General features: G+C 69.9%; 18 protein-coding genes and 1 pseudogene. 12 read left to right on the top strand and 7 right to left on the bottom strand.

Annotated elements, in window-relative coordinates:
- Nucleotides 1-1,409: alpha/beta fold hydrolase (locus ACZ562_RS36625; RefSeq protein ID WP_471188635.1), on the top strand; the 1,409-nt coding region annotated here is incomplete at its 5' end.
- Nucleotides 1,410-1,486: 77 nt separating this feature from the next.
- On the opposite strand, the gene ACZ562_RS36630 is transcribed toward ACZ562_RS36625, so the two are convergent.
- Both ACZ562_RS36630 and ACZ562_RS36635 read right to left on the bottom strand, forming a co-directional pair.
- Nucleotides 1,487-2,692, bottom strand: coding sequence for a sensor histidine kinase (locus ACZ562_RS36630; protein WP_471188637.1), 1,206 nt, complete (start codon nucleotides 2,690-2,692; stop codon nucleotides 1,487-1,489).
- A gap of 363 nt (nucleotides 2,693-3,055) precedes the next feature.
- Nucleotides 3,056-3,271 carry an MbtH family protein gene (locus tag ACZ562_RS36635; RefSeq protein WP_471188708.1) on the bottom strand — a complete coding sequence of 72 codons (216 nt, stop codon included), beginning with the start codon at nucleotides 3,269-3,271 and terminating at the stop codon, nucleotides 3,056-3,058.
- A gap of 345 nt (nucleotides 3,272-3,616) precedes the next feature.
- On the opposite strand from ACZ562_RS36635, the gene ACZ562_RS36640 reads away from it, so the two are divergent.
- Together ACZ562_RS36640 and ACZ562_RS36645 are read left to right on the top strand one after the other, a co-directional pair.
- Nucleotides 3,617-5,131, top strand: a complete 1,515-nt coding sequence (locus ACZ562_RS36640) for an MBL fold metallo-hydrolase (RefSeq protein ID WP_471188640.1) — start codon at nucleotides 3,617-3,619, stop codon at nucleotides 5,129-5,131.
- A 17-nt stretch (nucleotides 5,132-5,148) separates the two neighbouring features.
- A complete protein-coding gene (locus ACZ562_RS36645; RefSeq protein WP_471188643.1) occupies nucleotides 5,149-5,946 on the top strand; it encodes an alpha/beta fold hydrolase in 798 nt (265 codons plus the stop codon).
- Between the two features lie 54 nt (nucleotides 5,947-6,000).
- Here ACZ562_RS36645 and ACZ562_RS36650 read toward each other — a convergent pair whose 3' ends face one another.
- The 5 genes from ACZ562_RS36650 to ACZ562_RS36670 all read right to left on the bottom strand — a co-directional run bounded on the left by ACZ562_RS36650 (nucleotide 6,001) and on the right by ACZ562_RS36670 (nucleotide 11,772).
- Nucleotides 6,001-6,654 (bottom strand): response regulator transcription factor, encoded by a 654-nt coding sequence (locus ACZ562_RS36650; RefSeq protein ID WP_471188644.1) that lies wholly within the window; start codon nucleotides 6,652-6,654, stop codon nucleotides 6,001-6,003.
- Nucleotides 6,655-6,841: 187 nt separating this feature from the next.
- The gene (gene htpG / locus ACZ562_RS36655) at nucleotides 6,842-8,485 is read right to left on the bottom strand and encodes a molecular chaperone HtpG (protein WP_471188645.1); all 1,644 of its coding nucleotides are present in this window, start codon (nucleotides 8,483-8,485) and stop codon (nucleotides 6,842-6,844) included.
- Between the two features lie 87 nt (nucleotides 8,486-8,572).
- Nucleotides 8,573-9,529 (bottom strand): transcriptional regulator, encoded by a 957-nt coding sequence (locus ACZ562_RS36660; RefSeq protein WP_471188647.1) that lies wholly within the window; start codon nucleotides 9,527-9,529, stop codon nucleotides 8,573-8,575.
- Between the two features lie 240 nt (nucleotides 9,530-9,769).
- Nucleotides 9,770-10,147: a hypothetical protein gene (locus tag ACZ562_RS36665; RefSeq protein WP_471188649.1), complete on the bottom strand. Its 378-nt coding sequence runs from the start codon at nucleotides 10,145-10,147 to the stop codon at nucleotides 9,770-9,772.
- 341 nt (nucleotides 10,148-10,488) lie between these two features.
- A complete protein-coding gene (locus tag ACZ562_RS36670; protein WP_471188652.1) occupies nucleotides 10,489-11,772 on the bottom strand; it encodes a ParB/RepB/Spo0J family partition protein in 1,284 nt (427 codons plus the stop codon).
- A 116-nt stretch (nucleotides 11,773-11,888) separates the two neighbouring features.
- On the opposite strand from ACZ562_RS36670, the gene ACZ562_RS36675 reads away from it, so the two are divergent.
- The 9 genes and pseudogenes from ACZ562_RS36675 (at nucleotide 11,889) to dpgC (ending at nucleotide 22,327) form a co-directional block, all read left to right on the top strand.
- On the top strand, nucleotides 11,889-12,980 hold the full coding sequence (locus ACZ562_RS36675) for a prephenate dehydrogenase (RefSeq protein ID WP_471188654.1): 1,092 nt from the start codon (nucleotides 11,889-11,891) through the stop codon (nucleotides 12,978-12,980).
- Between the two features lie 201 nt (nucleotides 12,981-13,181).
- The gene (locus tag ACZ562_RS36680) at nucleotides 13,182-13,679 is read left to right on the top strand and encodes a cold-shock protein (protein ID WP_471188657.1); all 498 of its coding nucleotides are present in this window, start codon (nucleotides 13,182-13,184) and stop codon (nucleotides 13,677-13,679) included.
- Nucleotides 13,680-14,567: 888 nt separating this feature from the next.
- The gene (locus tag ACZ562_RS36685; protein ID WP_471188659.1) at nucleotides 14,568-15,509 is read left to right on the top strand and encodes an MBL fold metallo-hydrolase; all 942 of its coding nucleotides are present in this window, start codon (nucleotides 14,568-14,570) and stop codon (nucleotides 15,507-15,509) included.
- A gap of 132 nt (nucleotides 15,510-15,641) precedes the next feature.
- Complete coding sequence (hppD, locus tag ACZ562_RS36690; protein ID WP_471188662.1) at nucleotides 15,642-16,667, top strand: 4-hydroxyphenylpyruvate dioxygenase; 1,026 nt, start codon at nucleotides 15,642-15,644, stop codon at nucleotides 16,665-16,667.
- Nucleotides 16,667-17,689 (top strand): annotated as a pseudogene (locus ACZ562_RS36695) (alpha-hydroxy acid oxidase); the annotation flags it as partial. The gene hppD and the pseudogene ACZ562_RS36695, both read left to right, overlap by 1 nt.
- 183 nt (nucleotides 17,690-17,872) lie before the next feature.
- A complete protein-coding gene (locus ACZ562_RS36700) occupies nucleotides 17,873-19,108 on the top strand; it encodes an aminotransferase-like domain-containing protein (protein WP_471188711.1) in 1,236 nt (411 codons plus the stop codon).
- A 71-nt stretch (nucleotides 19,109-19,179) separates the two neighbouring features.
- Nucleotides 19,180-20,334 carry a 3,5-dihydroxyphenylacetyl-CoA synthase DpgA gene (gene dpgA, locus ACZ562_RS36705; RefSeq protein ID WP_471188664.1) on the top strand — a complete coding sequence of 385 codons (1,155 nt, stop codon included), beginning with the start codon at nucleotides 19,180-19,182 and terminating at the stop codon, nucleotides 20,332-20,334.
- Nucleotides 20,331-21,044: an enoyl-CoA-hydratase DpgB gene (gene dpgB, locus ACZ562_RS36710; protein WP_471188667.1), complete on the top strand. Its 714-nt coding sequence runs from the start codon at nucleotides 20,331-20,333 to the stop codon at nucleotides 21,042-21,044. The genes dpgA and dpgB overlap by 4 nt, the downstream gene beginning before the upstream one ends.
- Nucleotides 21,041-22,327, top strand: coding sequence for a (3,5-dihydroxyphenyl)acetyl-CoA 1,2-dioxygenase DpgC (gene dpgC, locus ACZ562_RS36715; RefSeq protein WP_471188669.1), 1,287 nt, complete (start codon nucleotides 21,041-21,043; stop codon nucleotides 22,325-22,327). Before dpgB ends, dpgC begins: the two co-directional genes overlap by 4 nt.
- The last annotated feature ends 449 nt before the right edge of the window (nucleotides 22,328-22,776 follow it).

Below are 22,776 nucleotides of genomic sequence, written 5' to 3' on the forward strand. Positions count from 1 at the left end.
AGATCGAGTCCGTGCTGCTGACCCACCCGGAGGTGGTCCAGGCGGCGGTGGTCGCCCGTGAGGACTCGCCCGGCGACAAGCGCCTCGTCGCCTACGTCGTCGCCGATGCCGACACCGACACGGCCGGAGTGCGTGACTTCGTCGCCGCGCGGCTGCCCGAACACATGGCCCCGGCCGCCGTCGTCACCCTCCCGGAACTCCCGTTGACCGCCAACGGCAAACTCGACCGCAAGGCGCTTCCGGCACCCGACTACACCGCCGGCGCCGGCGGTGCGGACACCAGGCGCAACCTGGCGACCAGCCTGGAGTACATCGTCGGTGAGGCGTTCGCCGAGGTGCTCGGGGTCGAGGAAGTCGGCTACGACGACGACTTCTTCCGGCTCGGCGGGCATTCCCTGCTGGCGGTCACGCTCGTCACGCGGCTGGCGGAGAAGGGCATCTCCACGTCCGTGCGGAATGTGTTCGCCGCGCCGACCGTGAGCGGAATCGTCCGTCAGCTGAATCTTGCGTCCGTCGGTGACTCGCTCAACAGGATCCTGCCGATCAGGACAGAGGGGGATCGGCCGCCGTTCTTCTTCGTCCACCCCGCCTCCGGCCTGAGCTGGTGCTACCGGCCGCTGGCGCGGTACGCCACCGACGGCATCCCGCTGTACGGACTGCAGGCCGCCGGGATGGACGGCGGTGAGGCGCTGCCCGAGAGCATCGGGGTGATGGCGGAGGAATACATCGAGCAGATCCGAGCCATCCAGCCGCACGGCCCCTACCATCTCGTCGGCTTCTCGTTCGGCGGAATCCCGGTCCACGAGATCGCGGTTCGGCTCCAGGCGGCCGGCGAGACCGTCGCCGCGCTGGTCGTGATGGACTCCTATCCGTCGCCGCCTCCGGGCAGTGAGCCCCAGCGCCCGCCCGGTGCGGGGGAGCCCGGAGGCCCCGATACCGTCCGGCCTCCTGAGGGCGTGGCGCCCCGGCGGCCCGAGGGCGTCGAGGACGACGAGCGGGCCGCGGGCGCGGCACCGGAGGAGCGTGACCCGGCGACGCAGCTGCGGGAGGCCGCGGCGCGGATCCGGCAGGAGGTCGGCGGGATCATCGACGGCATCTCCGACGAGGAACTGCTCCTCATCACGAAGATCTTCCGCAACAACACCACACTGCGAAGGAGGCACGAGTCCGCGGTCTTCGACGGCGATCTGCTGCTGTTCGTCGCCGAGGGCGATGGCGACAGCGACAACTCGCCGGACCTGGACGAACGGCGGCAGCGCTGGGAGCCGTACGTCCAGGGGACGATCTCGGCGGTGGGTATGCCCTGCAAGCACACCGATCTGATGCTCCCCGACATGCTGAGCCAGGCGTGGCAGGCCATCGCGGCCTGGATGGAGGCGCGCGGCACGGCGCCGGGGTCCGGGGCGTGAACGGAAGCCGCCCCGGGCCTGCGGGTCCGGGGCGGTGGTGTGCAGGGGAGACCGTGGGTCGGGCCGGGGCCCGGTGCTCAGAACGAGAAGGCCGGTGTCAGCGTCGGCAGGGCGACCCGCACCGTCAGACCGCCTCCCGCATTGGCCGTGGCGTGCACGGTGCCGCCGTGGGCGTCCGTGATGGCGGCGACGATGGACAGCCCAAGGCCCGCGCCCTCGCCGGGTCCGGTACGGCGCGAATGGAGCCGCCGGAACGGTTCGAACAGCTCCCCGACCTCTTCCGGGGGGACCTCGGGCCCGCTGTTGGAGACCAGGAGCCCGGTTTCGGGCGACAGCTCGACGAGGACGTAGCCGCCCGCGTCGTTGTAGCGGATCGCGTTCTGCACCAGGTTGGCGATCAGCCGGGTGAGCAGCACCTCGTCGCCGGCGACGGAGACCGGCTGGGTGGTGGCGCTGAGGGTGACGCCGCGGCGCTCGGCGAAGCGGAGCTGTTCCGAGATGACCTGGTCGACGGCGACCGCGAGGTCCACCGGAGCGCGGACGTTGAGCCCCTGCTCGCCCTGGGCGAGCACGAGCAGGCCCTCGATGAGCCGTTCGGAGCGCTCGGTGGCGCGCAGCAGTTCGCCGCGGATCTTGGACACCCGCTCGGGCGACGGGTCGGCCAGGCCGATCTCGATCGCGGTGCGCTGGATGGCGAGCGGGGTGCGCAGTTCGTGGGAGGCGTTGGCGACGAAACGGCGCTGGCTGGCCACGGAGCGGTCCAGCCGGTCGAGCATGGCGTCGAAGGTGTCGGCGAGTTCCTTCAGCTCGTCCTGGGGTCCCGTGAGCGCGATCCGTTCGTGCAGGTTGGACAGCGACAGACGGCGGGCCGTGGCGGTGACGTCGTGCAGGGGACGCAGCAGCCGGCCGGTGAGCCACCAGCACACCGCGAAGGCGAGTGTCACGATGACCGTGATGGCGATCAGGCTCACCATGAGCTGGGTGTTGGCCAGTTCCTGCTGGAGCTGTGCCTTCTGCATGAGGACGAACGTCGAGTTGGTGGGTGACCCGTCGACGGGCGCGGTCACGGACGGCTCGTACGGCAGCTCCGAGCACGGGGCGTCTTCCGGCCGCAGATTGCAGGGGACGCCGGCCATCTCGCCGGGTGTGACGAAGTTGTCCACCTTGCCGTCGACGGCCCACTGCTGGAACCGCTGCGCGGCGATCAGTACCGCCAGGCTGATCACCGTGAACCCGCCGCCGTAGAGCAGTGTCATCCGGGCCCGCACGGAGCCGCTGAGCATCAAGGGGATTCGCCTGAGGATCCGTAGCAGCCGCACGACCTGTACCCGCTTCCTGCGATGGTGACCATGGTGGGAGGGCCGCCGCCCTTGCCGGACCTGCCGCGTCACCTGGGAAGCCGGCGGTGACGAGCGGGCCCGATGCTCGCCGGGCCACCGCTCCATGGCCTGCTCACGCAACGGTGGCTCGGCCGCCATTATCCGCATGGTTCATTGGCTCAGAAGGCGGATAAGGACGCGGTTACCGCTTTCGGTCACCGCGCGGAAACTCCCGTCGGCCACGCACCCGGGTGACCGGGAACGCGGCGAGGCCGACGACCCGGTGGGGCCGTCGGCCTGGGAGCGGTGCCGTGGGGCGGAGCGCCGCTAACTGCTGACCTTCATGGCCTCGATGAGGCTCTTGGGCCGCATGTCGGTCCATGACTTCTCGATGTACTGGAGGCACTCGTCCCGCGGTGCCTCGCCGAACACGGTTTTCCAACCGTCCGGCACATTCACGAAGACCGGCCACAGAGAATGCTGGCCTTCGTCATTGACCAGGACCAGATAGTTTGCCTCTGGATCCTCAAAAGGATTGGGCACCGCACTGTCCTCACTTCTCGGCGACAAGGGACCGCAGCGACGGGCTATTTCACGGTGACATAGGGCGCGGGACGAATCAAGGCGACCGCGCATTGTGCTGTTCAACTGCGGCATCGCGCGGTTGAACAGCGGCGGTCGGCCGTTGACGCCCGAGCGGCACTGTGGTGATTTGGTGTCCGCCGAGCGGCGAAGAAGCGTACGCGCGACCAGTTCCTGGCGACCGGGCGGCAGCGAAACGGCAGTTGAAAGTCCTGACGGGAGGGCCAGATGCCTGAAAGCCAAGAGCGGGTATTTCTCCGCTCCAATGCGATCATCGAACCACTGGTCGACAGATTCTATGCGTGGATGCATATCGTCGCGCCGGCTCAGGCGTCCATGAACCTGGCGAACGTACAGGTGCCGTTGCTTGAGTCCTATCTGCACTCGCCGCAGGTGCATGTCGCGGCGAGCAACAACCCCGCGCTGCGCGGCGGCTACTTCATCAATGTCGAAGAGGCGCGGGCTGCGGAGATCAGCGAGCTGCTCGACACCATCAAGCGGGACCGCGCCGACATGCTCGCGTTCGCGGCCGGAGTGGCCGAGGCCGACGATCTGCTGCGGCAGAACGCCACCGGGTTCGACCTCACCCCGCTGTACCCGAAGCTGCCGTCGGCGCTGAACGGTGTGGTGGAGCTGGCCTACGACACCAGCAACCAGGCTTCCGTCCATGTCATCGAGCCGCTGCTGTACCGCAGCACGGCCTTCGACCGGCGCCGTCAGTCCGTCCAGCTGTCCCTGGACGACGGTGTGGAGCGGCCCTTCATCCTGAGCACCCCGCGGCTGCCCCAGCCCGACGTGCTGGATCTGCCGATCCCGTTCGACCACCCGGGCCTGGACGTGCTGATGAGGGCGCGGATCGAGGGCACCACCCTCGCCCGGCTGCGCGAGGCGCTCGAACTCGACGACGCCCAGGCCGCGCAGCTCGGCCGGCTGCTCGCCCCGCAGCCCAGCCTCGCGCCCGACCGGCACATCGAGAGCGGCGGCCGGATCCGCTACTTCGGACACGCCTGCCTGGTGCTCCAGAGCCCCGAGGCCGCCGTCGTGGTGGACCCTTTCATCAGCACCGACAACCGGCACGGCGACCGGTACACGCTCGACGACCTGCCCGACCACATCGACGTGGTGCTGATCACCCACGGGCACCAGGACCACATCGTGCTGGAGACCCTGCTGCAACTGCGCTCGCGCACCGACGCGATCGTCGTTCCGCGCTCCTCCCGCGGCAATCTGTGCGACCCGTCGATCGGTCTCTATCTCAAGTCCATGGGCTTCAAGGTGATCGAGGTCGACGACTTCGACGAGGTGCCGCTGCCCGGTGGCGCGCGCGTGGTCGCCACCCCGTTCCTCGGTGAGCACTCCGACCTCGACATCCGCTCCAAGTCGACCTACGTCGTACAGATCGCCGGTCTGTCGGCGTTCATCGGAGCGGACTCGTCCGGTATCGACCCCGTGCTGTACCAGTACATCCGCTCGCACTTGGGCGACGTCGACAAGGCGTTCCTCGGCATGGAGTGCGACGGCGCCCCGCTCACCTGGCTCTACAAGGGGCTGCTGACCCGGCCGGTGACCAAGAAGATGAGCGACTCCCGCAAGCTGTCGGGATCGAATGCCGAGCAGGCCGCCGCGATCATGACCGAGCTGGGCTCGGACGAGGCGTACATCTACGCCATGGGCGAGGAGAGCTGGCAGGGCCACGTCATGGCGACGACGTACACGCCGGACACCTACCAGATCAAGCAGATCGAGGAGTTCCTCTCCTGGTGCAAAGCGAACGACATCACCGCCGAGCATCTTTTCAACAAGCGTGAGTGGCGCTGGTAAGAGGGACGGAACCGGGGATGCCCTATCTGCGCGCCAATGGAATCAGGCTCGCCTACCAGTGCTCGGGGCAGGGCGAGAGCGTGCTGCTCATCATGGGTTCGGGCGCGGCCGGCCATGTGTGGGACATGCACCAGACGCCGGCGCTGCGCCGGGCCGGCTATGCCACGGTGACCTTCGACAACCGCGGCATCCGGCCCTCGGACGCCCCGCCGGGCAAGTACGCGCTGGCGGACCTGGTGGCCGACACCAAGGGCCTGATCGAGGCGCTGGACCTGGCGCCGTGCCGGATCGTGGGCACCTCACTGGGTTCGCTGATCGCGCAGGAACTGGCGGTCAGCGACCCTCATCTGATCCGCTCGGCGGTGCTCATGGCCACCCGCGGCCGGTCGGACGTGCTCCGCCGGGCGCAGGACACGGCGGACCGGCTCCTCCAGGAGAGCGGCATCAAGCTGCCGGCGAAGTACCGGGCCGTCAACTCGGTGCTGCGCATGCTCTCGCCGAGGACGCTCAACGACGACGGGTCGGTGGCCTCCTGGCTGGATGTCTTCGAACTGGCCGGCGACTCCGTCGTCGGCGGTCAGGAGTGGATCGACACCCACCAGGACCGGCGCGAGGCGCTCGGTGCGATCACCGTGCCGTGCCGGGTCATCACCTTCGCCGACGATGTCATCACCCCGCCGCACCTCGGCGCCGAGGTGGCCGACATCATCCCGGACTGCGACCTCGTGGAGATCTCCGGCTGCGGTCACCTCGGCCATCTGGAACGCCCGGAGCCGGTCAACGAGGCGATCCTGGAGTTCTTCGGCAAGTACTGAAGCCCGGCGTGTGAGGGTGCCCCCCGTCGGCGCGGGGGACACCCTCACACGCGTTCAGAGCCGGTATCCGCTTCCCGGCACCGTCACGATGACGGGCGGATCACCCAGCTTGGCCCGCAGCTTGCTCATCGTCACTTTCACCACGGTGGTGAACGGGTCGGTGTGCTCGTCCCAGGCCCGCTCCAGCAGGTCCTCCGTGCTGACGACCGCGCCCTGGGCCCGCATCAGCACCTCCAGCACGGCGTACTCCTTGCGGGACAGCGACAGATACCGTCCGTCGCGGGACGCCTGCCTGCGTGCCGTGTCCAGGGTGATGTCGCCGCACTCGAGCACCGGGGGCAGCGGGGGGCCGGCCCGGCGCGCGAGGGCGTGGATGCGCGCCACCAACTCGTCGAAGACGAACGGCTTGGCCAGATAGTCGTCGGCCCCCAGATTGAGTCCCGCGACCCGGTCGTGCACGGCGGCGGAGGCGGTCAGCATCAGAATGCGCACCCGCCCTCCCAGCTGTGCCAGCCGCCGGCAGACGTCATCGCCGTGCACCTTGGGCAGGTCCCGGTCGAGCACCAGGACGTCGTAGTCATTGACCGCGAGGCGCTCCAGCGCGTCGGCCCCGTCATAGACGACGTCGACCGCCATCGCTTGTTCCCGCAGCCCTTCGGCCACCAGGTCCGCGAGGAAGACCTCGTCCTCAGCCACCAGAATCCGCATGGCGAACATTGCCCCAGACCTGAGATAAGGGGGCGGTTAACGCAGATGGTCACCGGGCGGAAACCCACGGCGGTCCATGCTGGGTCCCATGACGTCGTGCCGCTCGTCCCAACTGCGCCGGGGGCCCTCCCACGGCAGGAGTCAGGCGGCCGCCCCCAGCCTCTGTACGGCTGCTGACGGGCCCCGGTCAGCCGGTCGTGTCCGCCGTCAGCGACAGCAGAAGTTCATTCAAACGGGTGATGAACGTAGCCGGCTCCTCGATCTGGGCGCCGGCGGTGAGAACGGAGTGGTCGAACAGGACATGCGCCCACTCGGGCACCCGCGGGTCGTCCTGGCGGCGGTTGAGCCGCTCGATCAGCGGGTGACGGGGGTCGATCTCCAGGATTGGCTGGTTCGGCAGGCCCGACCCGCAAATGCGCCGCACGACCGCGAAAACGCTCTCCGCCCCGTCGGCGAGGATGCACGCGGGGGAGGTGGTGAGCCGGCTGGTGACCCGGACGTCGAACGCCCTGCCCGCCAGATGTGCCTTGAGCCGGCCGAGCAGCGCGGCGTAGTCGGAGCCGGCCTGGTCGGTGGCCTCCTGCTCCGTCTCGTCGGCCAGCGCGCCGAAGGCCGGCGGGCCCTGGGCGATGGACTGGAGCCGGTGACCGCGGTACTCGCCCGGCGGGCCGGAGACGACGAAGTTGTCGACGGCCTCGCCGAGCGGCAGCACCTCGATGTCCTTGGCGTGAAACCCCTCCAGGTGCGGACTGGCCGCGGCGGCGGAGAGGCTCGGGGCGAGCAGGTAGTAGATCTTGTCCTGGCCGTCCTTCATCCGGGACACGTAATCCGCGAGCGAGACCTCGGCGTCCTGGGTGCCCGAACGGGTGGAGGTGAAGCGCAGCAGCTCGGTGATTTCCTCCCGGTGCGCGGGGTCGTCGGAGATCCCCTGCTTCAGCACACTGCCGAACTCCTTCCAGAATTCCGTGTACTTCGCCGGCTCGTCCTCCGCCAGCTCCTTGAACGGCTTCAGCACCCGTTTGACCGCAGTGCTCCGGATGTGGTCGACGGCTTGGCTGCCCTGAAGGATCTCGCGCGAGACATTCAGTGGCAGATCGACGGAATCAATGACACCGCGCACAAAACGCAGGTAATTGGGCAGCAGTTGGCCGGTGTCCTCCAGAATGAATACGGGCCGGACATGCGGCCGAATGCCCTGGCGCGATTGCTGGGCCCACAGATTGTGCGGTGCGCGGGACGGGACATAGAGCAGCAGCGTGTACTCGTAGCGGCCCTCGACCTTGGTGTGCACATAGGCGAGCGGATCGGCGAAGTCCTGGGTGAGATGCCGGTGATAGGCGTGATAATCCTGCTCGCCCAGTTCGCTCCTGGGGTGCGTCCACAGCGCCGACGCCTCATTGACCGCGGCATCGTCCTGCGCCATGACGATGGGCCGGCCGATGTGGTCCGAGTACCGCCGGATGATCGAGCGCAGCCGGTGCTCGTTGAGCAACTCGTCCTCGTTCTCGCGCAGTTCGAGCACGATCGTGGTGCCGCGCTCGGCGCGCTCGACGACCTCCGGCGCGGACTCGCCCCTGCCCTCCGACGACCAGCGCACGCCCTCGGAGGCCGGCTGCCCGGCCCGCCGGGTGGTCAGTACGACCCGTTCGGCCACGACGAACGCCGAGTAGAAGCCGACACCGAACTGGCCGGTCAACTCGGCGTCGCGGCGCTGGTCCCCGCTGAGCGCCCGCAGGAACTCGGCGGTGCCCGACCGGGCGATGGCGTCGGAGGCATTCGACACCAGTTCTCGCAGAATTATTTCCTTGTTGCTGTAGCGCGAATGCGCCATCAGGTCCAGGAAGATAGGAAGCGCGGCATCGCACGGTCAACCGGCCGCCGCCCGGCCGAGACGGCCCTGAAACCGGGGCCGGTCCGCTCAACCGGCGGCGCGTACCCGTTCCTCGAACTTCACCCAGCTCTCGGCGTATTGCCGGGCCAGATCGGCCGTCGACCTGGTGCAGTGTTCCGGCACCGCGGACACCAGTTCCGGCCACTCCTTCATGACAATCGCGTTGTGGTGAAGGAGCCGCAGCAACTCGCGCCCTGTCTGGTTCTGGCGCAGCGAGGGATCACGCGTCAGCTTTTCCAGGGTATGGCCGGGATCGAGCGGCTCCGGAACGGTCCGGCGCTGGGGCCTCGGCTGTATCGTTTCCGCCGAGACCGGCCGGGTGTGGGTGTCCGGCTCGGTCGAAGGCAGCGTCCCCACCGGGGGTTTGCCGACCGCGAGACGTCTCTTGACATCACTGGCCGTCGCGGGCGAGATCCCCGCGAGTCGGGCCACCTCGCGCAGCGACGCCTGCGGGCGCGCGGCGATCACCTGGGCGGCACGCAGCCGGCCTGCGGCGCTGTTCAGCGGGCGGGCCTTGCCGTCGATACCGACCCGGGCCTTCACATGCGGTGTGGACAGGGCCAGCTGGCGCCGCAGCGCGGCGACCGTCTTCGCCCCGAGTCCTGTGGCGCGGGCGATCGCACGATCCGAGATCTGCGAGTGCGAGACGACGATCCGCTCCGCGGCGGCCCGGCGGTCCGCCAGAGAAAGCGGAAGGCCATGAGCCATATTGGCTTGAACGGCACACAGGAAAGCGTCCTCCTTGCTGCCGCCGAAGAAGATCGCCCTGATCGTTTCCTCACCGCGCAGGATGGCGGCGAAGACGCGGTGCACTCCGTCGATCACCTGCATATTGCGCTTGTTGACCACGATGGGGGGGAGTGTATTTTCGGTTTCTGCCAGGCGAATGATGTGCTCTCGATCCTGGCCCTCGATACGCGGGGACTCTCCTAGGAGAAGGGTCGAGATGGCGACCGTCACGACATCCTTCTCGGGCTCTGACACGACATCCTTCTCGGATTCTAAAGGGTGTCTACGCGTCGAGCTGTTGTGAGATTCTTGCAGGACAGGGGCAGCGGTGGGGGCGTCGTCGTGCTGATGTTGCATGAGATCACCTCGCGTGCGGGCGCTGGCCATTTCGCGGGGGGCAGCCTCAATGTCACACGTGAGGTAAATCCTGTCTAGTACCACAGCCTCAGGTCCTGTTTAGTACCACAGCCTCAGGTCCTGTCTAATACCACATCCTCAGATCTTGATGTGGTGATCGGTCTGCTCGGGTTGCCGCCAGGGGCGGAGGCGGGTGGCCAGCGGGTCGCCGCGCCGGCTGTAGTGGCTGATGGTGGCCCGGGTCTGGTGCAGGGCTCGCAAGTGGTGGTGCTGGAGGTGGTAGGCGTCGCCGTGGTGGGCGGTGAGGGCGGTGGCCGCGAGGAGCATGGCGAGGGCGGGGACGGTCGGCCGGATCAGCGGAAGGCGCTCCTTCCCGCCGTCACCTGTGCTTTCCCCGTCTGCCGGGTCCGGGCCGGTGGGCTGCCCGGGGTACTCGGCCGGAGGTTCGCTTTCCGGGTCGGGGTGGCGGGCGTGCTGGACGGTCAGGAAGGCCAGGGCGAGTATCGCGCAGGTCACCTGCCGGTGCCAGGAGGTCCAGCGGCGGACCCGGTACTGGCCGAGCCCGGTGATCTGCTCGGCGGGCTCGTTGTTCTCCTCGATCTTCCAGCGGACCCGGCCCTCACGATCGCCTCGGTGACCGGGTCGGCGGCGTGGCGTGGATGAGGAAGTACGCGTACTCGTAGTCGAGACGGCCGCCGCCCAGCTGGTTCTTCCCGGTGCTGCGGGCGGATCAGCAGCCGGTGGGCGAAGCCGTCGGCCGGCGTCTGTGCGGGCAGGGCGACGATCAGCACCGATCACCAACGCTCGCCACGGCCGGCAGTGCGTCCGCAGCCGCCGGCCGTGCCGAGCACACCGGCTCAGCCCGCCGGAGCCGGAGGACCGTCCTGACCCCTGGCGAGACTCGGCGACTGGACCACCCGCTCGTCCAGCGCCTGGGCGATCTCCAGCCAGGTACCCGCGTTCTGCCGCGCCAGGGCTATCACCAGAGCGTCGCAGTGCGCCGGTACCGCCTCGGCCAGCTCGAACCACTTGTGTCCGCCGATGACATTGAACTGCAGGAGCCTCAGCAGCCGCCGCCCCAGTTCCGCGTTGCGCACGGCCGGGTCGTGCAGCAGCGGCTCCAGCAGGGACGCCGCCTGCTCGCCCGGCTCCTCCCGCGGCCCGCCGCGCCGGTGTTCCGGCTGCGGCGGCACGGCGCCCGCCGCCGGCCGCGGCGGCTCACCGACGATGTTTTCGCCGGAGAGAAGCCGCTTGCGTACATCGCTCGCCGTGGCCGGCGAGATTCCGGCCAGCCGGGCCACCTCCCGCAGGGACGCCTCGGGGTTTCGGGCGATCACCTCCGCCGCCCGCTGCCGGCCCGCCGCCCGGTCCACCGGGCGCACCCGTCCATCCCTGCCGACGCGGGCGTTCAACTGTGACTCGGAGACAGTTGAACGCCGGATCGCGGCCACGCTCTTCGCCCCGAGGCCGGACACCCGGGCAATCGCCCGGTCGGACATATGGGGATGAGAAATGACCAGCCGGGCCGCCGCCGCACGCCGGTCCGCCTGTGACAGCGGCAGACCGTGCTGCGTATTGGTTTCGACGGCGAGCAGGAACGCGTCATTCCGGGAGACGTCCACCAGGCGGGCCGGGATGGTCTCCCACCCTCTGAGGATCGCGGCCAGGACGCGGTGCGTGCCGTCGACGACCTGCATGGTCCGCCGGTTCACCAGGATCGGCGGAAGCGGTGTCTCACTTTCCGCCAGCTGTTCGGTGTATTTCTTGTCCTGTCCCCCCAGACGGGGCGAGTCGCCGAATTGCAGCAGCGCGATGGGGATATCGGTCAATTCCCCTGCCGCGGCCACCCTTCCGCTTCCGGTGGCAGCCGATCCGTTCGCCGAGTCAACGAGATCGTCATTCGATCTCGTATCTAACAACTTCTTTCCGGAATCCAGCTTTTTCACACCATCCCCCTGTGGTGTAGTGATGTGCGGGAAGAATCGACGCATACGTATCAGCGCAAAAAAATACCCGCACTGCAAGAGTGGGGTATGGGTAGTTGAACGCGTCGGATGAGAGAATGGCTGCGCGTAAACAAAAAGGATCGCTTTTTGACTGTTTATGCGGCAGCTGTCAATAATGGTTGTCCAGCCGAACACTTCTCGAATACCCCGTAGCCCCGTAACGTATGGCCGCTATGTGCGACGCCCGTTTGGTCCGATGTTAGTCGGGGTTGTTGCGATGTCAATGGCGAGGGTCGGCCGAGGGAATGGATATGGTCACTATGGAAGACGTTCTAGTTGTCGGCGCCGGATTGATTGGGACCTCGGCCGCGCTCGCCCTCAAAGCCCGCGGCACACGTGTGCATCTGCGGGACGCCGACCCGGCCTCGGTCCGGATCGCCGCGTCCCTCGGCGCCGGCACGGCGGACACCCCGCGCGGGACCGTGGACCTGGCCCTCGTCGCCGTACCGCCGACGCTGGTGCCCGAAGTCGTCGCCGGGCTCCAGGCCGAGGGAGTGGCACGGCACTACACCGATGTCGCCAGCGTGAAGGCCGGACCGCAGCGCGACATCATCGCCCTCGACTGCGACACCACGAGTTATGTCGGCGGTCACCCGATGGCCGGCGGTGAGCGCAGCGGGCCGCTCGGCGCCCGGCCGGACCTCTTCGACGGGTGCAACTGGGTGCTCACACCGACCCCGGACACCGACACCGAGACCCTGAACACCGCGCTCGAACTCGTCACGATGTGCGGGGCGGTACCCGTGATGATGGAGGCGACGGCGCATGACCGGGCGGTCGGCCTGGTCTCGCACGCCCCCCATGTAGTGGCGAGCCTGGTCGCCGTCCTCCTGGAGGAGGCCGAGGAACGCGCCGTGAGCCTCGCCGGTCCCGGCGTGCGCGACCTCACCCGGATCGCCGCCGCCGACCCGAGACTGTGGATGGACATCCTCGGCGCCAACGCGCTCGTGGTGGCCGACCTGCTGGAAGAACTGTCCGGGGACCTGGGCGACGCCGTCGCGGGACTGCGGGCCATGGCGGCCACCGACGAGGACAAACGCAGCGGCGGCGCGCGCACGGTGGAGACCCTGCTGCGCCGCGGGCGGTCGGGGCGTGCCCGGATCTCTGGCAAGCGGGGCACCCGGCCCGAGCAGTACGAGACGGTCACGGTGGTGATAGGTGACCAGCCGGGCGAGCTGGCCAGGCTCTTCACCGACGCCTCCCGCGCCGGGGTGAACGTCGAGGACGTACACCTGGAACACTCCGCGGGCCAGCCGACCGGACAGGTCCATCTGAGCGTGACCCGGGATCTCGCCGAGGTGCTCGTGGAGGCCCTTCGCGAGCGCGGCTGGCGACAGCGCTGAGCGGGTCCGGCCAACTCCGCGGTGCTCTGCGGGGCGCCGCGGAACCGTGCGCGACCGGTCTGCGCCGGCGGCGCATCACGGCACGTCAGGCGACGCACACCGAGCGGTGTTTCGGATGGCGCACTTCGCCGTCGCGCCGGGGGAGACTACGATCAGTGCGCGGCGGGCAAGGGGCCCGGGTGGTTGGCTGGGGATGTGCTTATGGCGACTGGGCGTGTGGTGCGGTTCGACAGCATGCGGGGTTACGGGTTCATCGCTCCGGAGAGCGGTGGCGAGGACATCTTTCTCCATGTGAATGATCTGCTGATTCCCGAGGACTATCTGCGCTCGGGGCTGGCGGTCGAGTTCGAGATCGCGGACGGTGACCGCGGGCAGCGGGCGTCACACATCAGGCTCGCCGAGGGGGCCGAGGTGCCCGTCGTACCCGCCCCGGGCAGGTCCGCGGCGCCCTCGCACGCCCGCATCGCACCGGCCGGGACGGCTCAGGCGGCGAAGTCGCCCGACGGGAGAGCGGCGGAGGGCGCCACGTCGGCGGACGGCGACTATCCCGTGTGCGATGTGCTCACGGGCGAGGAATTCACCCGGGACATCACCGAGCTGCTGCTGAAGGCGGGACCCGGTCTCACCGGGGAGCAGATCCTGCAACTGCGCCATGAACTCAAGAAGTTCAGTGAGAGCCACGGTTGGATCGAGGACTGAGCCGACCGGACGGGACACCAGAGGAGACAGTGACCGGACGCGGCGCCGCGTCCGGTCACTGAAGTCTTCCGCCTCGATCACCGAGCGGCGGAGGAACCGCGCCGCGAGGTGAGGGGCGGCGTTGGCCGGCGCGTTCACGCCGTGCCGTCGGTGCCGGTCCCCGGACCGTCCGCGAGCAGGGCGTCAAGCCGGCCGGCGGCGACGCCGGGGGTGAGGAGCGCCTGCATACCGGCGGGTATCGGCTCACCGCTGTACGGGGGGAAGTGCCGACCTGCTTCCGGCGCGGGAAAATGCGCTGGGCGAAGAACGCGGAGAGATTCCCGGCGCGTTCAAGTGCGTGACGCGCCAGTTGAACAACCCGGTCCAGCCTTGATCCCCCGAACCGTCCCACGCCATAGTGCGGAGGACGAGCACCTCGAATCCTGGCGGCGCCGGCTCGGCGCCCGATTGCCCAGAACCGTCGGGTGCTGGTTCTCTTCCGCGAGATTGAGGGCGCACATGGTGGATGAGCTGAGGTTTCCCCCGCAGAAGGCGCCAGTCGAGCCATTGGCGGAAAGGTCCCCTGTCCGGTCTCACCCAGTGAGATCGGTACCCGATGCGGTGCATCCGATATTCCTGCGGAATCTCATATTCCCGCCATTTCCCGTACTTGAATCGCAGGCGCGTTCCACCGAAGCGGACAGTTCCCACGGGCATTCCCCGGGAGCGCGCATCCCGTATGCACGGCAGGCGCAAGCGCCCGCACCCACGGTGCAGTACCCGCAACGGAACGCTCCCCTCATGTCCTGTCACGCCCCCGTGGCGCCCCCGCAAACCCCTGTCACGGCCGGCCGGAATTCAGAACGGCACGACGCGTTTCTCCACTTACGGCGGACCCGGGCGCCGGCAATGCTCAGCCGGCTGGGCGAAGCACTCGGCCTGGACGACGCCCAGGCGGAAAACCTGGCTGTGCTGCTGGACCAATCGGCGCCGCCAAGGCCGTACCGGCATATCGAAGGCGGGGGCCGTATCCGCTATTTCGGCCACTCCTGCCTGGTGCTGCAGACCCCCGGGGGCGCGGTGGTGACCGACCCCTTCATCAGTGCGGACGGCGGGGCGAGCGACCGCTACACCCTGGACGACCTGCCGGACTTCATCGATCTGGTGCTCGTCACCCATGGGCACCGCGACCCGATCGTGCTGGAGACGCTGCTGCAACTGCGGGGCCGTATCGGCACGATCGTCGTGCCCCGTTCCTCACATGCCCGGGAAACCCCTTCGACCGGCCTGTATCTCAGCCGCCTCGGCTTCCCCGTGGTCGAGGCCACCGACTACGACGAGTTCGCCTTCCCCGGCGGCAGGGTCGTGGCCACCCCGTTCCTCGGCGAGCGCGGTCTCCCGGACCTGCGCGGAGAGTCGACGTACTGGGTGGAACTGGCCGGCCGGTCGGCGTTCATCGGCGCCAACTCCTCGGGCCTCGACCCCCTGCCCTACCGCTGTATCCGGCAGCATCTGGGCATCACCGACTACGCGTTCCTCGCGGTAGGGTGCGACAGCGCCCCGCCGGCCCGGCTCCACCACCCGCTGCTGACCCGGGGCCGGAGCGCGGGCGACCCGCCCCGGGCACCGGGCTGGAGCGCCGGACAGGCCGCCGCGATCATGATGGCGCTGGGCGCTGGCCAGGCATACGTCCACCCCGTCGGCGCCCGTCCCGCGCCGGCGCACTTCATGTCCACGGTCCACCCCGCCGACCCGCAGCAGGTCCAGCAGATCGACGGGTTCATGGCCTGGTGCGCGGACCACGGCATCAAGGCCGGACACCTGCTGCACCAGCAGGAATGGCGCTGGTGAGGACCGGCAGGAACCCGACCGGCAAGGACCGGAGGCAACGGCGCCGGTAAGGACCGGCAGCACGACGGTCCCGGCCAGGCACCCACCAACCCACCCTCGTATCACGGCATACGCCCGCCCAGGAGGCACCCCATGGTTGTGCACGACGTCGCGTATATCGAGTTGTATACGAGCGACAGGAAGTCCGTCGTCGACTACTTCGTCTCGTCGATGGGATTCACCCACACCGCCGAGGCGGTGGGTGTCGACCGGAGTTCCGCGCTGCTGCGGCAGGGCACCGTGCAACTTGTCGTCACCACCGGGCCGGCCACCTGGAAGTTTCTGAGCGCCCATGGCGACGGCATCGCTGATATCGCCCTGACCTGCGATGACGTCAGTTTGAGCGCTCGCGCGGCCGTCGCGGCCGGAGCCACCGTCACCGGCTCCGCGCGGGGTACCACGACGGTGTCCGGATTCGGCAGCGTCACCCACACCCTGGTCCCGCGTGACGAAGCACCGCTCTCGGGCCCGCCGCCCGGCCGCAACTGGTCCCCCGTGACGGACGCACCGGGCGCCGCGCCGACCGGCCGCATCCAGCTCCTCGACCACATCGCGATCTGCCTCGAAGCCGCCTCGATCGACACCTACGGCGACTTCTACCGCGAAGCCTTCGGACTGACCAGCTACTCCTCCGAGTACGTCGACGTCGGCGCCCACGCGATGGACTCCCTCGTGGTGCGCAGCGCCTCCGGCCGGGTCACCTTCACCCTCGTCGCCCCCGACCCGCGCAAGGGGCCCGGCCAGCTCGACGCCTTCCTGGAGCGCAACGGCGCCCCGGGCGTGCAGCATCTGGCCTTCCTCGTCGAGAGCATCATCCCGGCCGTCCATGAATTCCGGGACCGGGGCGTGGAGTTCCTCACCGTGCCGGAGACCTACTACGACAGCCTGGTCGAGCGCCTGCCCGGCATGCAGGCCGAGATCGGCAGACTCCGCTCGGCACAGGTGCTCGCGGACCGCGACGAGTGGGGCGACCTGCTGCAGCTGTTCAGCCGATCGCCCTACGAGCGCAACACGCTCTTCTACGAGCTGATCCAGCGTCGCGGCTCGCGAGGCTTCGGCAGCGCGAACATCCGCGCCCTGTACGAAGCGGTGGAGCGCGACCGGCTGGCCGCCGAATGATGCACGAAGGCAGCGGCGCCGACCGCCCGCTGACCCTGGCCGACTACGCCGACCTCGCGCGCCGCCGCCTGGAGCCGGACGTCTGGGACTTCGTCGCCGGAGGCGCCGGCGACGAACGCACCCTCGCCGCCAACACGGCCGCCTTCGACCGCGTCCGGCTCCGCCCGCGCGTCCTCACCGGCGTGGCGCGGCCCCGGCTCGGCACCCGGATCCTCGGCCGCGCCTGGGACGCACCGGTGGCCGTCGCACCGCTGGCGTACCACACCCTGCTCCACCCCGACGGCGAGGTCGCTACGGCCGCCGCCGCGGGTGCGGCCGGAGTGCCGCTGGTCGTCAGCACCTTCGCCGGACGCACCTTCGAGGACATCGCCGAGGCCACCACGGCCCCCCTGTGGCTCCAGCTCTACTGCTTCCGCGACCGCGGCGTGACCCGCGGCCTGATCGAGCGCGCCGCGCGCGCCGGGTTCGAGGCGCTGGTCCTCACCGTCGACGCGCCCCTCCTCGGCCGCCGGCTGCGGGACCTGCGCAACGACTTCCGGCTGCCACCGGGGATCGGGCCCGCCAATCTCACCGACCCGGGCACGGATTCCAGTTCCGGACCGGGTTCCGGCTTCGCCTCGCCCGGCGACCACGCCCGCGCGGAGTTCGACACCGCGCTCGACTGGAACATCGTCGAATGGGTGCGCTCCGTCAGCCCGCTGCCCCTTCTCCTCAAGGGCGTCCTCACCGCCGACGACGCCCGCAGGGCGGCACGCGCGGGCGTGGACGGCATCGTGGTGTCCAACCACGGCGGCCGGCAGCTGGACGGGGCCCCGGCCACGCTCGACGTACTCCCGGAGATCGCGGCGGAGACCGCCGGCCGGTGCGCGCTGCTGGTGGACGGCGGGGTGCGTCGCGGCGGCGACGTAATGGCCGCCCTGGCGCTCGGCGCGGACGCCGTACTGCTCGGCCGCCCCGTGCTGCACGGTCTGGCGGCGGCCGGACGCGAGGGCGTCGCGGACGTGCTCGGCATCGTCACCGGGGAACTCGCCGAGGCGATGACCCTCTCCGGCTGCCCCACCGTCGCCGACGCCGCCCCCGGACTGGTCCTCGGCAGCGCGCCGACCCTCCCGTCCCGGACCCCGGCGCCGCTGCGCCGTACGGACGGCACCGGGCTGCTGAAGGAGGAACTGCACGGCAGCGTCTCCGACCCGGTGCTGGACACCATGAACTTCCTGAACGAGATCACCCAGCGCTACCCCGACGCGATCTCGTTCGCCCCCGGCCGGCCCTACGACGGCTTCTTCGACCCCGAGCAGATCCTCACCCACATCCGCCGCTACATGGAGCACCTGGAGACATCCGGCCGCACCCCCTCCCAGGTCCGCGACGCCCTGTTCCAGTACGGGCCGACCGGCGGCCAGATCCGTGAGCTGATCGCCAGGTCGCTGTGGCTGGACGAGAACATCGATGTGCCGGCCGAGTCGATCGTCGTCACCGTCGGCTGCCAGGAGGCGATGCTGCTCGCGCTGCGGGCCGTGATCGCGGGCCCCGACGACGCGCTGCTCGTCTCCAGCCCCTGCTATGTCGGCATCACCGGCGCCGCCCGCCTGCTCGACATCGAGCCCACCGCGGTCGGGGAGGGACCCGACGGGTTCCGCTGCGCCGGCCTCGAAACGGCGATCCGGGCCGAGCGCAGCCGGGGCCGCCGTCCCCGCGCCTTCTACGTCATCCCCGACCACTCCAACCCGTCCGGCGCCACCATGGGCCTGGACGAACGGCACGAGCTGCTCAAACTCGCCGCCCGCGAGGACTTCCTCATCCTGGAGGACAGCCCCTACCGGCTGGTGAGCCCCGGGCAGCAACTGCCCACCCTCAAGTCGCTCGACCGGGAACGCAGCGTCGTCCAGCTCGGCTCCTTCGCCAAGTCCCTCTTCCCGGGCGCCCGCGTGGGCTACGCCGTCGCAGACCAGCTCGTCACCGACCGCTCCGGCACCACCGGACTGCTCGCCGACGAACTCACTCGCATCAAGAGCATGGTCACCGTCAACACCTCGGCGCTGAGCCAGGCCGTGGTCGGCGGGATGCTGCTCGCGGGCGACGGCGGCGCCGCCGAGCACAACACCGACACCGCCCGCTACTACGGCGACGCCCTGCAGACCACCCTCCGGCAACTCGACGCCTCACTCCCCGAGGCCGAGCGGAAAGCGCTCGGAGTGAGCTGGAACCGGCCGAGCGGCGGCTTCTTCCTCACCGTCAACGTCCCCTTCCCAGCCGACAACACCGCGCTCGCGCGCTCGGCCGAGGAATTCGGCGTCATCTGGACGCCCATGTCCTACTTCTATCCCCAGGGCGGCGGAGAGCGCACGCTCCGGCTGTCCGTCAGTTACCTCACCCACGCCGACATCCACGAGGGAACCGCCCGCCTGGCGCGGTTCATCAGGACGACGGCCCAGCACTGAGAGGACGAGAACGTGTTCACTGCCGTACGCCGCTTGCGCAGCAAGCCCCGCATGTGGGGGTGGACCTACCGATGACCCCCACCCTCGCCACCCGCCCGGGGACGACGCTCGAACCCGAGCCGAAGCACACCACCCACCCCAGCCGGGTCATCGGCATCGGCACCGCCGTGACCGGGTACTCCTACACCCAGCGCGAGCTGCTGGACCTGTTCGACATCAGCGACCCCAGGGTCCGGTCCATCTTCCTGAACAGCGCGATCGAGCGGCGTCACCTCACCCTTCCGCCCCGCGCCGGCGACGGCTCCTTCGTCCAGGAGACCCAGAAGGACCTCCTCGCCAAGCACACCCGGCTCGCCCTCGACATGGGCGCGCGCGCCGTACGCACCTGCCTGGACGACGCGGGCCTCGACCTCGCAGACATCGACTACCTGTGCTGCGTGACCACCACCGGCTTCCTCACCCCCGGTCTCAGTGCCCTGCTCATCAAGGACATGGGCATCAGCGCCGGAACCAGCCGGGTGGACGTCGTCGGCATGGGCTGCAACGCGGGCCTCAACGCGCTGAACGCCACGGCCGCCTGGTCCTCGGCCCACCCCGGACAGGTCGCCGTGCTGCTCTGCGCCGAGGCGTGCTCCGCCGCCTACGTCATGGACGCGACCCTGCGCACTTCCGTCGTCAACAGCCTCTTCGGTGACGGAGCCGCCGCCATCGCCCTGCTCGCCGACCCGCCCGACGCCGCCGGGCCCGCTCCCCACGCACTGCCCGACGGCGCCGGTTCCCAGGCCGGCCCGCGCCTGCTGGGCTTCGCCAGCCATCTCATCACCGACGCGATCGGCGCCATGCGCTACGACTGGGACGACAGCCAGCACAAGTTCAGCTTCTACCTCGACCCCGACATCCCGTACGTGGTCGGCGCCCACGCGGAGCGCGTCGTGGACCGGCTGCTGGACGGTGCAGGGCTGCGCCGCAGCGACATCGCCCACTGGCTCGTGCACTCCGGCGGCAAGAAGGTCATCGACGCGGTCCGGGTCAACCTCGGCCTCACCCGCCACGATCTGCGCCACACCACCGACGTCCTGCGCGACTACGGCAATCTGTCGAGCGGTTCGTTCCTGTTCTCCTACAAGCGGCTGCTCCAGGAGGGCCGCGCCAGAGCCGGCGACTACGGAGTGCTGATGACCATGGGACCGGGCTCCACCATCGAAACGGCGCTGGTCCAGTGGTGAGCGCGACGGAAGCGGGACCGACCGCGCCCACCGGACCGGCTCGGCTGCGCATCGACGGACGGCAGCCGCCGACCCCGGAGACCGTCGCGGCGGTCGCGGCGCTGTGCGACGGCGCCGAGGACCCCGGCGGGCACGGCCCCATCGTTGTCGAACTGTCCGGCACCCCGGCGCGCGGCTGGACAAACGGGCTGACCGTGGGGCTGGTCAGCAAGTGGGAACGGGTGCTGCGCCGGCTGGAGCGGCTGCCCACCACCACGATCGCCGTCGCCGACGGCGACTGCGGCGGCACCGCCCTGGACGCCCTGCTGGTCATGGACCTCCGTATCGCCACCCCCTCGCTGCGGCTGGTGCCACCCGTCACCGACGGTGCCACCACCTGGCCCGGCATGGCCCTGCACCGGCTCGCCCAGCAGACGTCCGGCACGGCGGCCGTCCGGCGCGCGGTGCTCTACGGCACCCCGCTCGACGCGGAGCAGGCGCTGGCCCTGCATCTCGTCGACGAGGTCACGGACGACCCGTCGGGCGCGGTGGCGGCGGCCGGGTACACCACCGCGTTCACCGGATCCGAGCTGGCCATCCGGCGGCAGCTGCTGCTCGACGCCCGTACCGTCGCCTTCGAGGAGGCCCTCGGGGCGCACCTGGCCGCCTGCGACCGGGCGCTGCGCCGTGCAACGGCCGAGAAGCCCGACGAGTCCGGGGTGACCGCATGACGGCCGCTGCCGACAGCACACCCGCCGTTCGACGGACCACGCAACCGGAGGAGTTGCGGGCGGACCTGCCCAGGGCGCGGGCGGCACTCGCGCGGGCGGCGCGGCAGCATGCCACGTCGCCCCCCGGCCGGCTGAGAGCGCTGCGCGCCGCCTTCCTGGACACGCACACCGACGTCGTCTACGCCGAACTGACCGGGGACCGCACCCGCAGGCCCCGGCTGGAGGCGCTGGCCGCCGACGCGGAACGCGCGTTCCAGGGTCTCGTCCCGACCGCGGCCGAACTGGCCGCGGACCGGGCGCTGCCGCAGGCCGACAAGTCCGGGCACGAGATCGACCTGGGACTCTTCTTCAGCCGGATCCTGGGCTCGCCGCTGTCCGGCGGTCATCTGATGGACAGCCTGCTCAGCCCCACCGAGCGGGCCCTGCGGCTACTGGCGGACTTCACCGCCACGGGCCACGCCGACCTCGGCTCCGTACGGCTGGAACGCCGTGACGGGGTCGCCCGGCTCACCCTGTGCCGTGACGACTGCCTCAACGCCGAGGACGACCGGCAGGTCGACGACATGGAGACCGCCGTCGACCTCGCCCTGCTCGACCCCGGTGTCGAACTCTGTCTGCTGCGCGGCGGTGAGATGACGCACCCGCGCTACACGGGCAAGCGGGTGTTCAGCGCCGGCATCAACCTCAAGAGCCTGCATGCCGGAGGCATCTCGCTCGTCGGGTTCCTGCTCCGCCGGGAACTCGGCTACCTGCACAAGATCTGGCGCGGTGTCCGTGCCGACGACGACGCGTCCTGGCACACGCCGCTCAGGGCCAAACCCTGGGTCGCCGCCGTCGACGCCTTCGCGATCGGCGGCGGGATGCAACTGCTGCTGGTCGTGGACCACGTCCTCGCGGCGTCGGACGCGTACCTCAGCCTTCCCGCCGCCCAGGAAGGCATCGTCCCCGGTGTCGCCAACTTCCGGCTGCCCCGCTACACCGGGCCGCGCTTGGCCCGGCAGATCATCCTGGAAGGGCATCGCGTCCGGGCCACGGACCCCGAGGCCCGGCTCCTGATCGACGAGGTACACGACCCGGACGCACTGGACGCCGCCGTGGAACGCAGCCTCGACCGGCTGCGGGGCCCGGCCGTCACCGCCAATCGCAAGATGCTCAACACCGGGGAGGAGGACCTGGACGCGTTCCGCCGCTACATGGCGGAATTCGCGCTGGAGCAGGCGTTCCGGCTCTACAGTGCCGATGTGATCGGCAAGGTGGGCCGCTTCTCCACGCGGGCCGGCTGACCGACCCGGAGCCGGGGGAGTGGCCGGGAGTCAGTACGACGCCCCGGCCACTCCGGACCTCGGCGTGGGCTCAGCAAGTGGGCGGCTCGGGGCTGAGGGGCATCCGCGTCCGATGGTGTGCTCAGCCTTCAGCCGCCGGCGGTGCTCAGCGCGTGTGGGCGTGCAGTTCCTCGATCAGCTCGATGACGGTGGCCGGCTGGCTCAGCGTGGGGAAGTGGTTCGCAGGCGGCCAGCCGGATCAAGCGGCAGCCGGGGATCCGTTCCGCCATCTCCTCGTTGCAGCGCACTACCTCTGGCTGGTCCAGCTCGCCCAGTGCGTCGGCAAAGGCGTGCCGCAGGTGGGCGAACACGAGCCTGAGCAAGGCCGGTTTCGGCGGGCGAGGTTGCGCACGAGCGGGATGCGGCCACCCATGCCCGTGCTGCGCTGCTGCGGCTCCGGATACGACCTG

Source organism: Streptomyces sp. NPDC040410, from assembly GCF_055595715.1.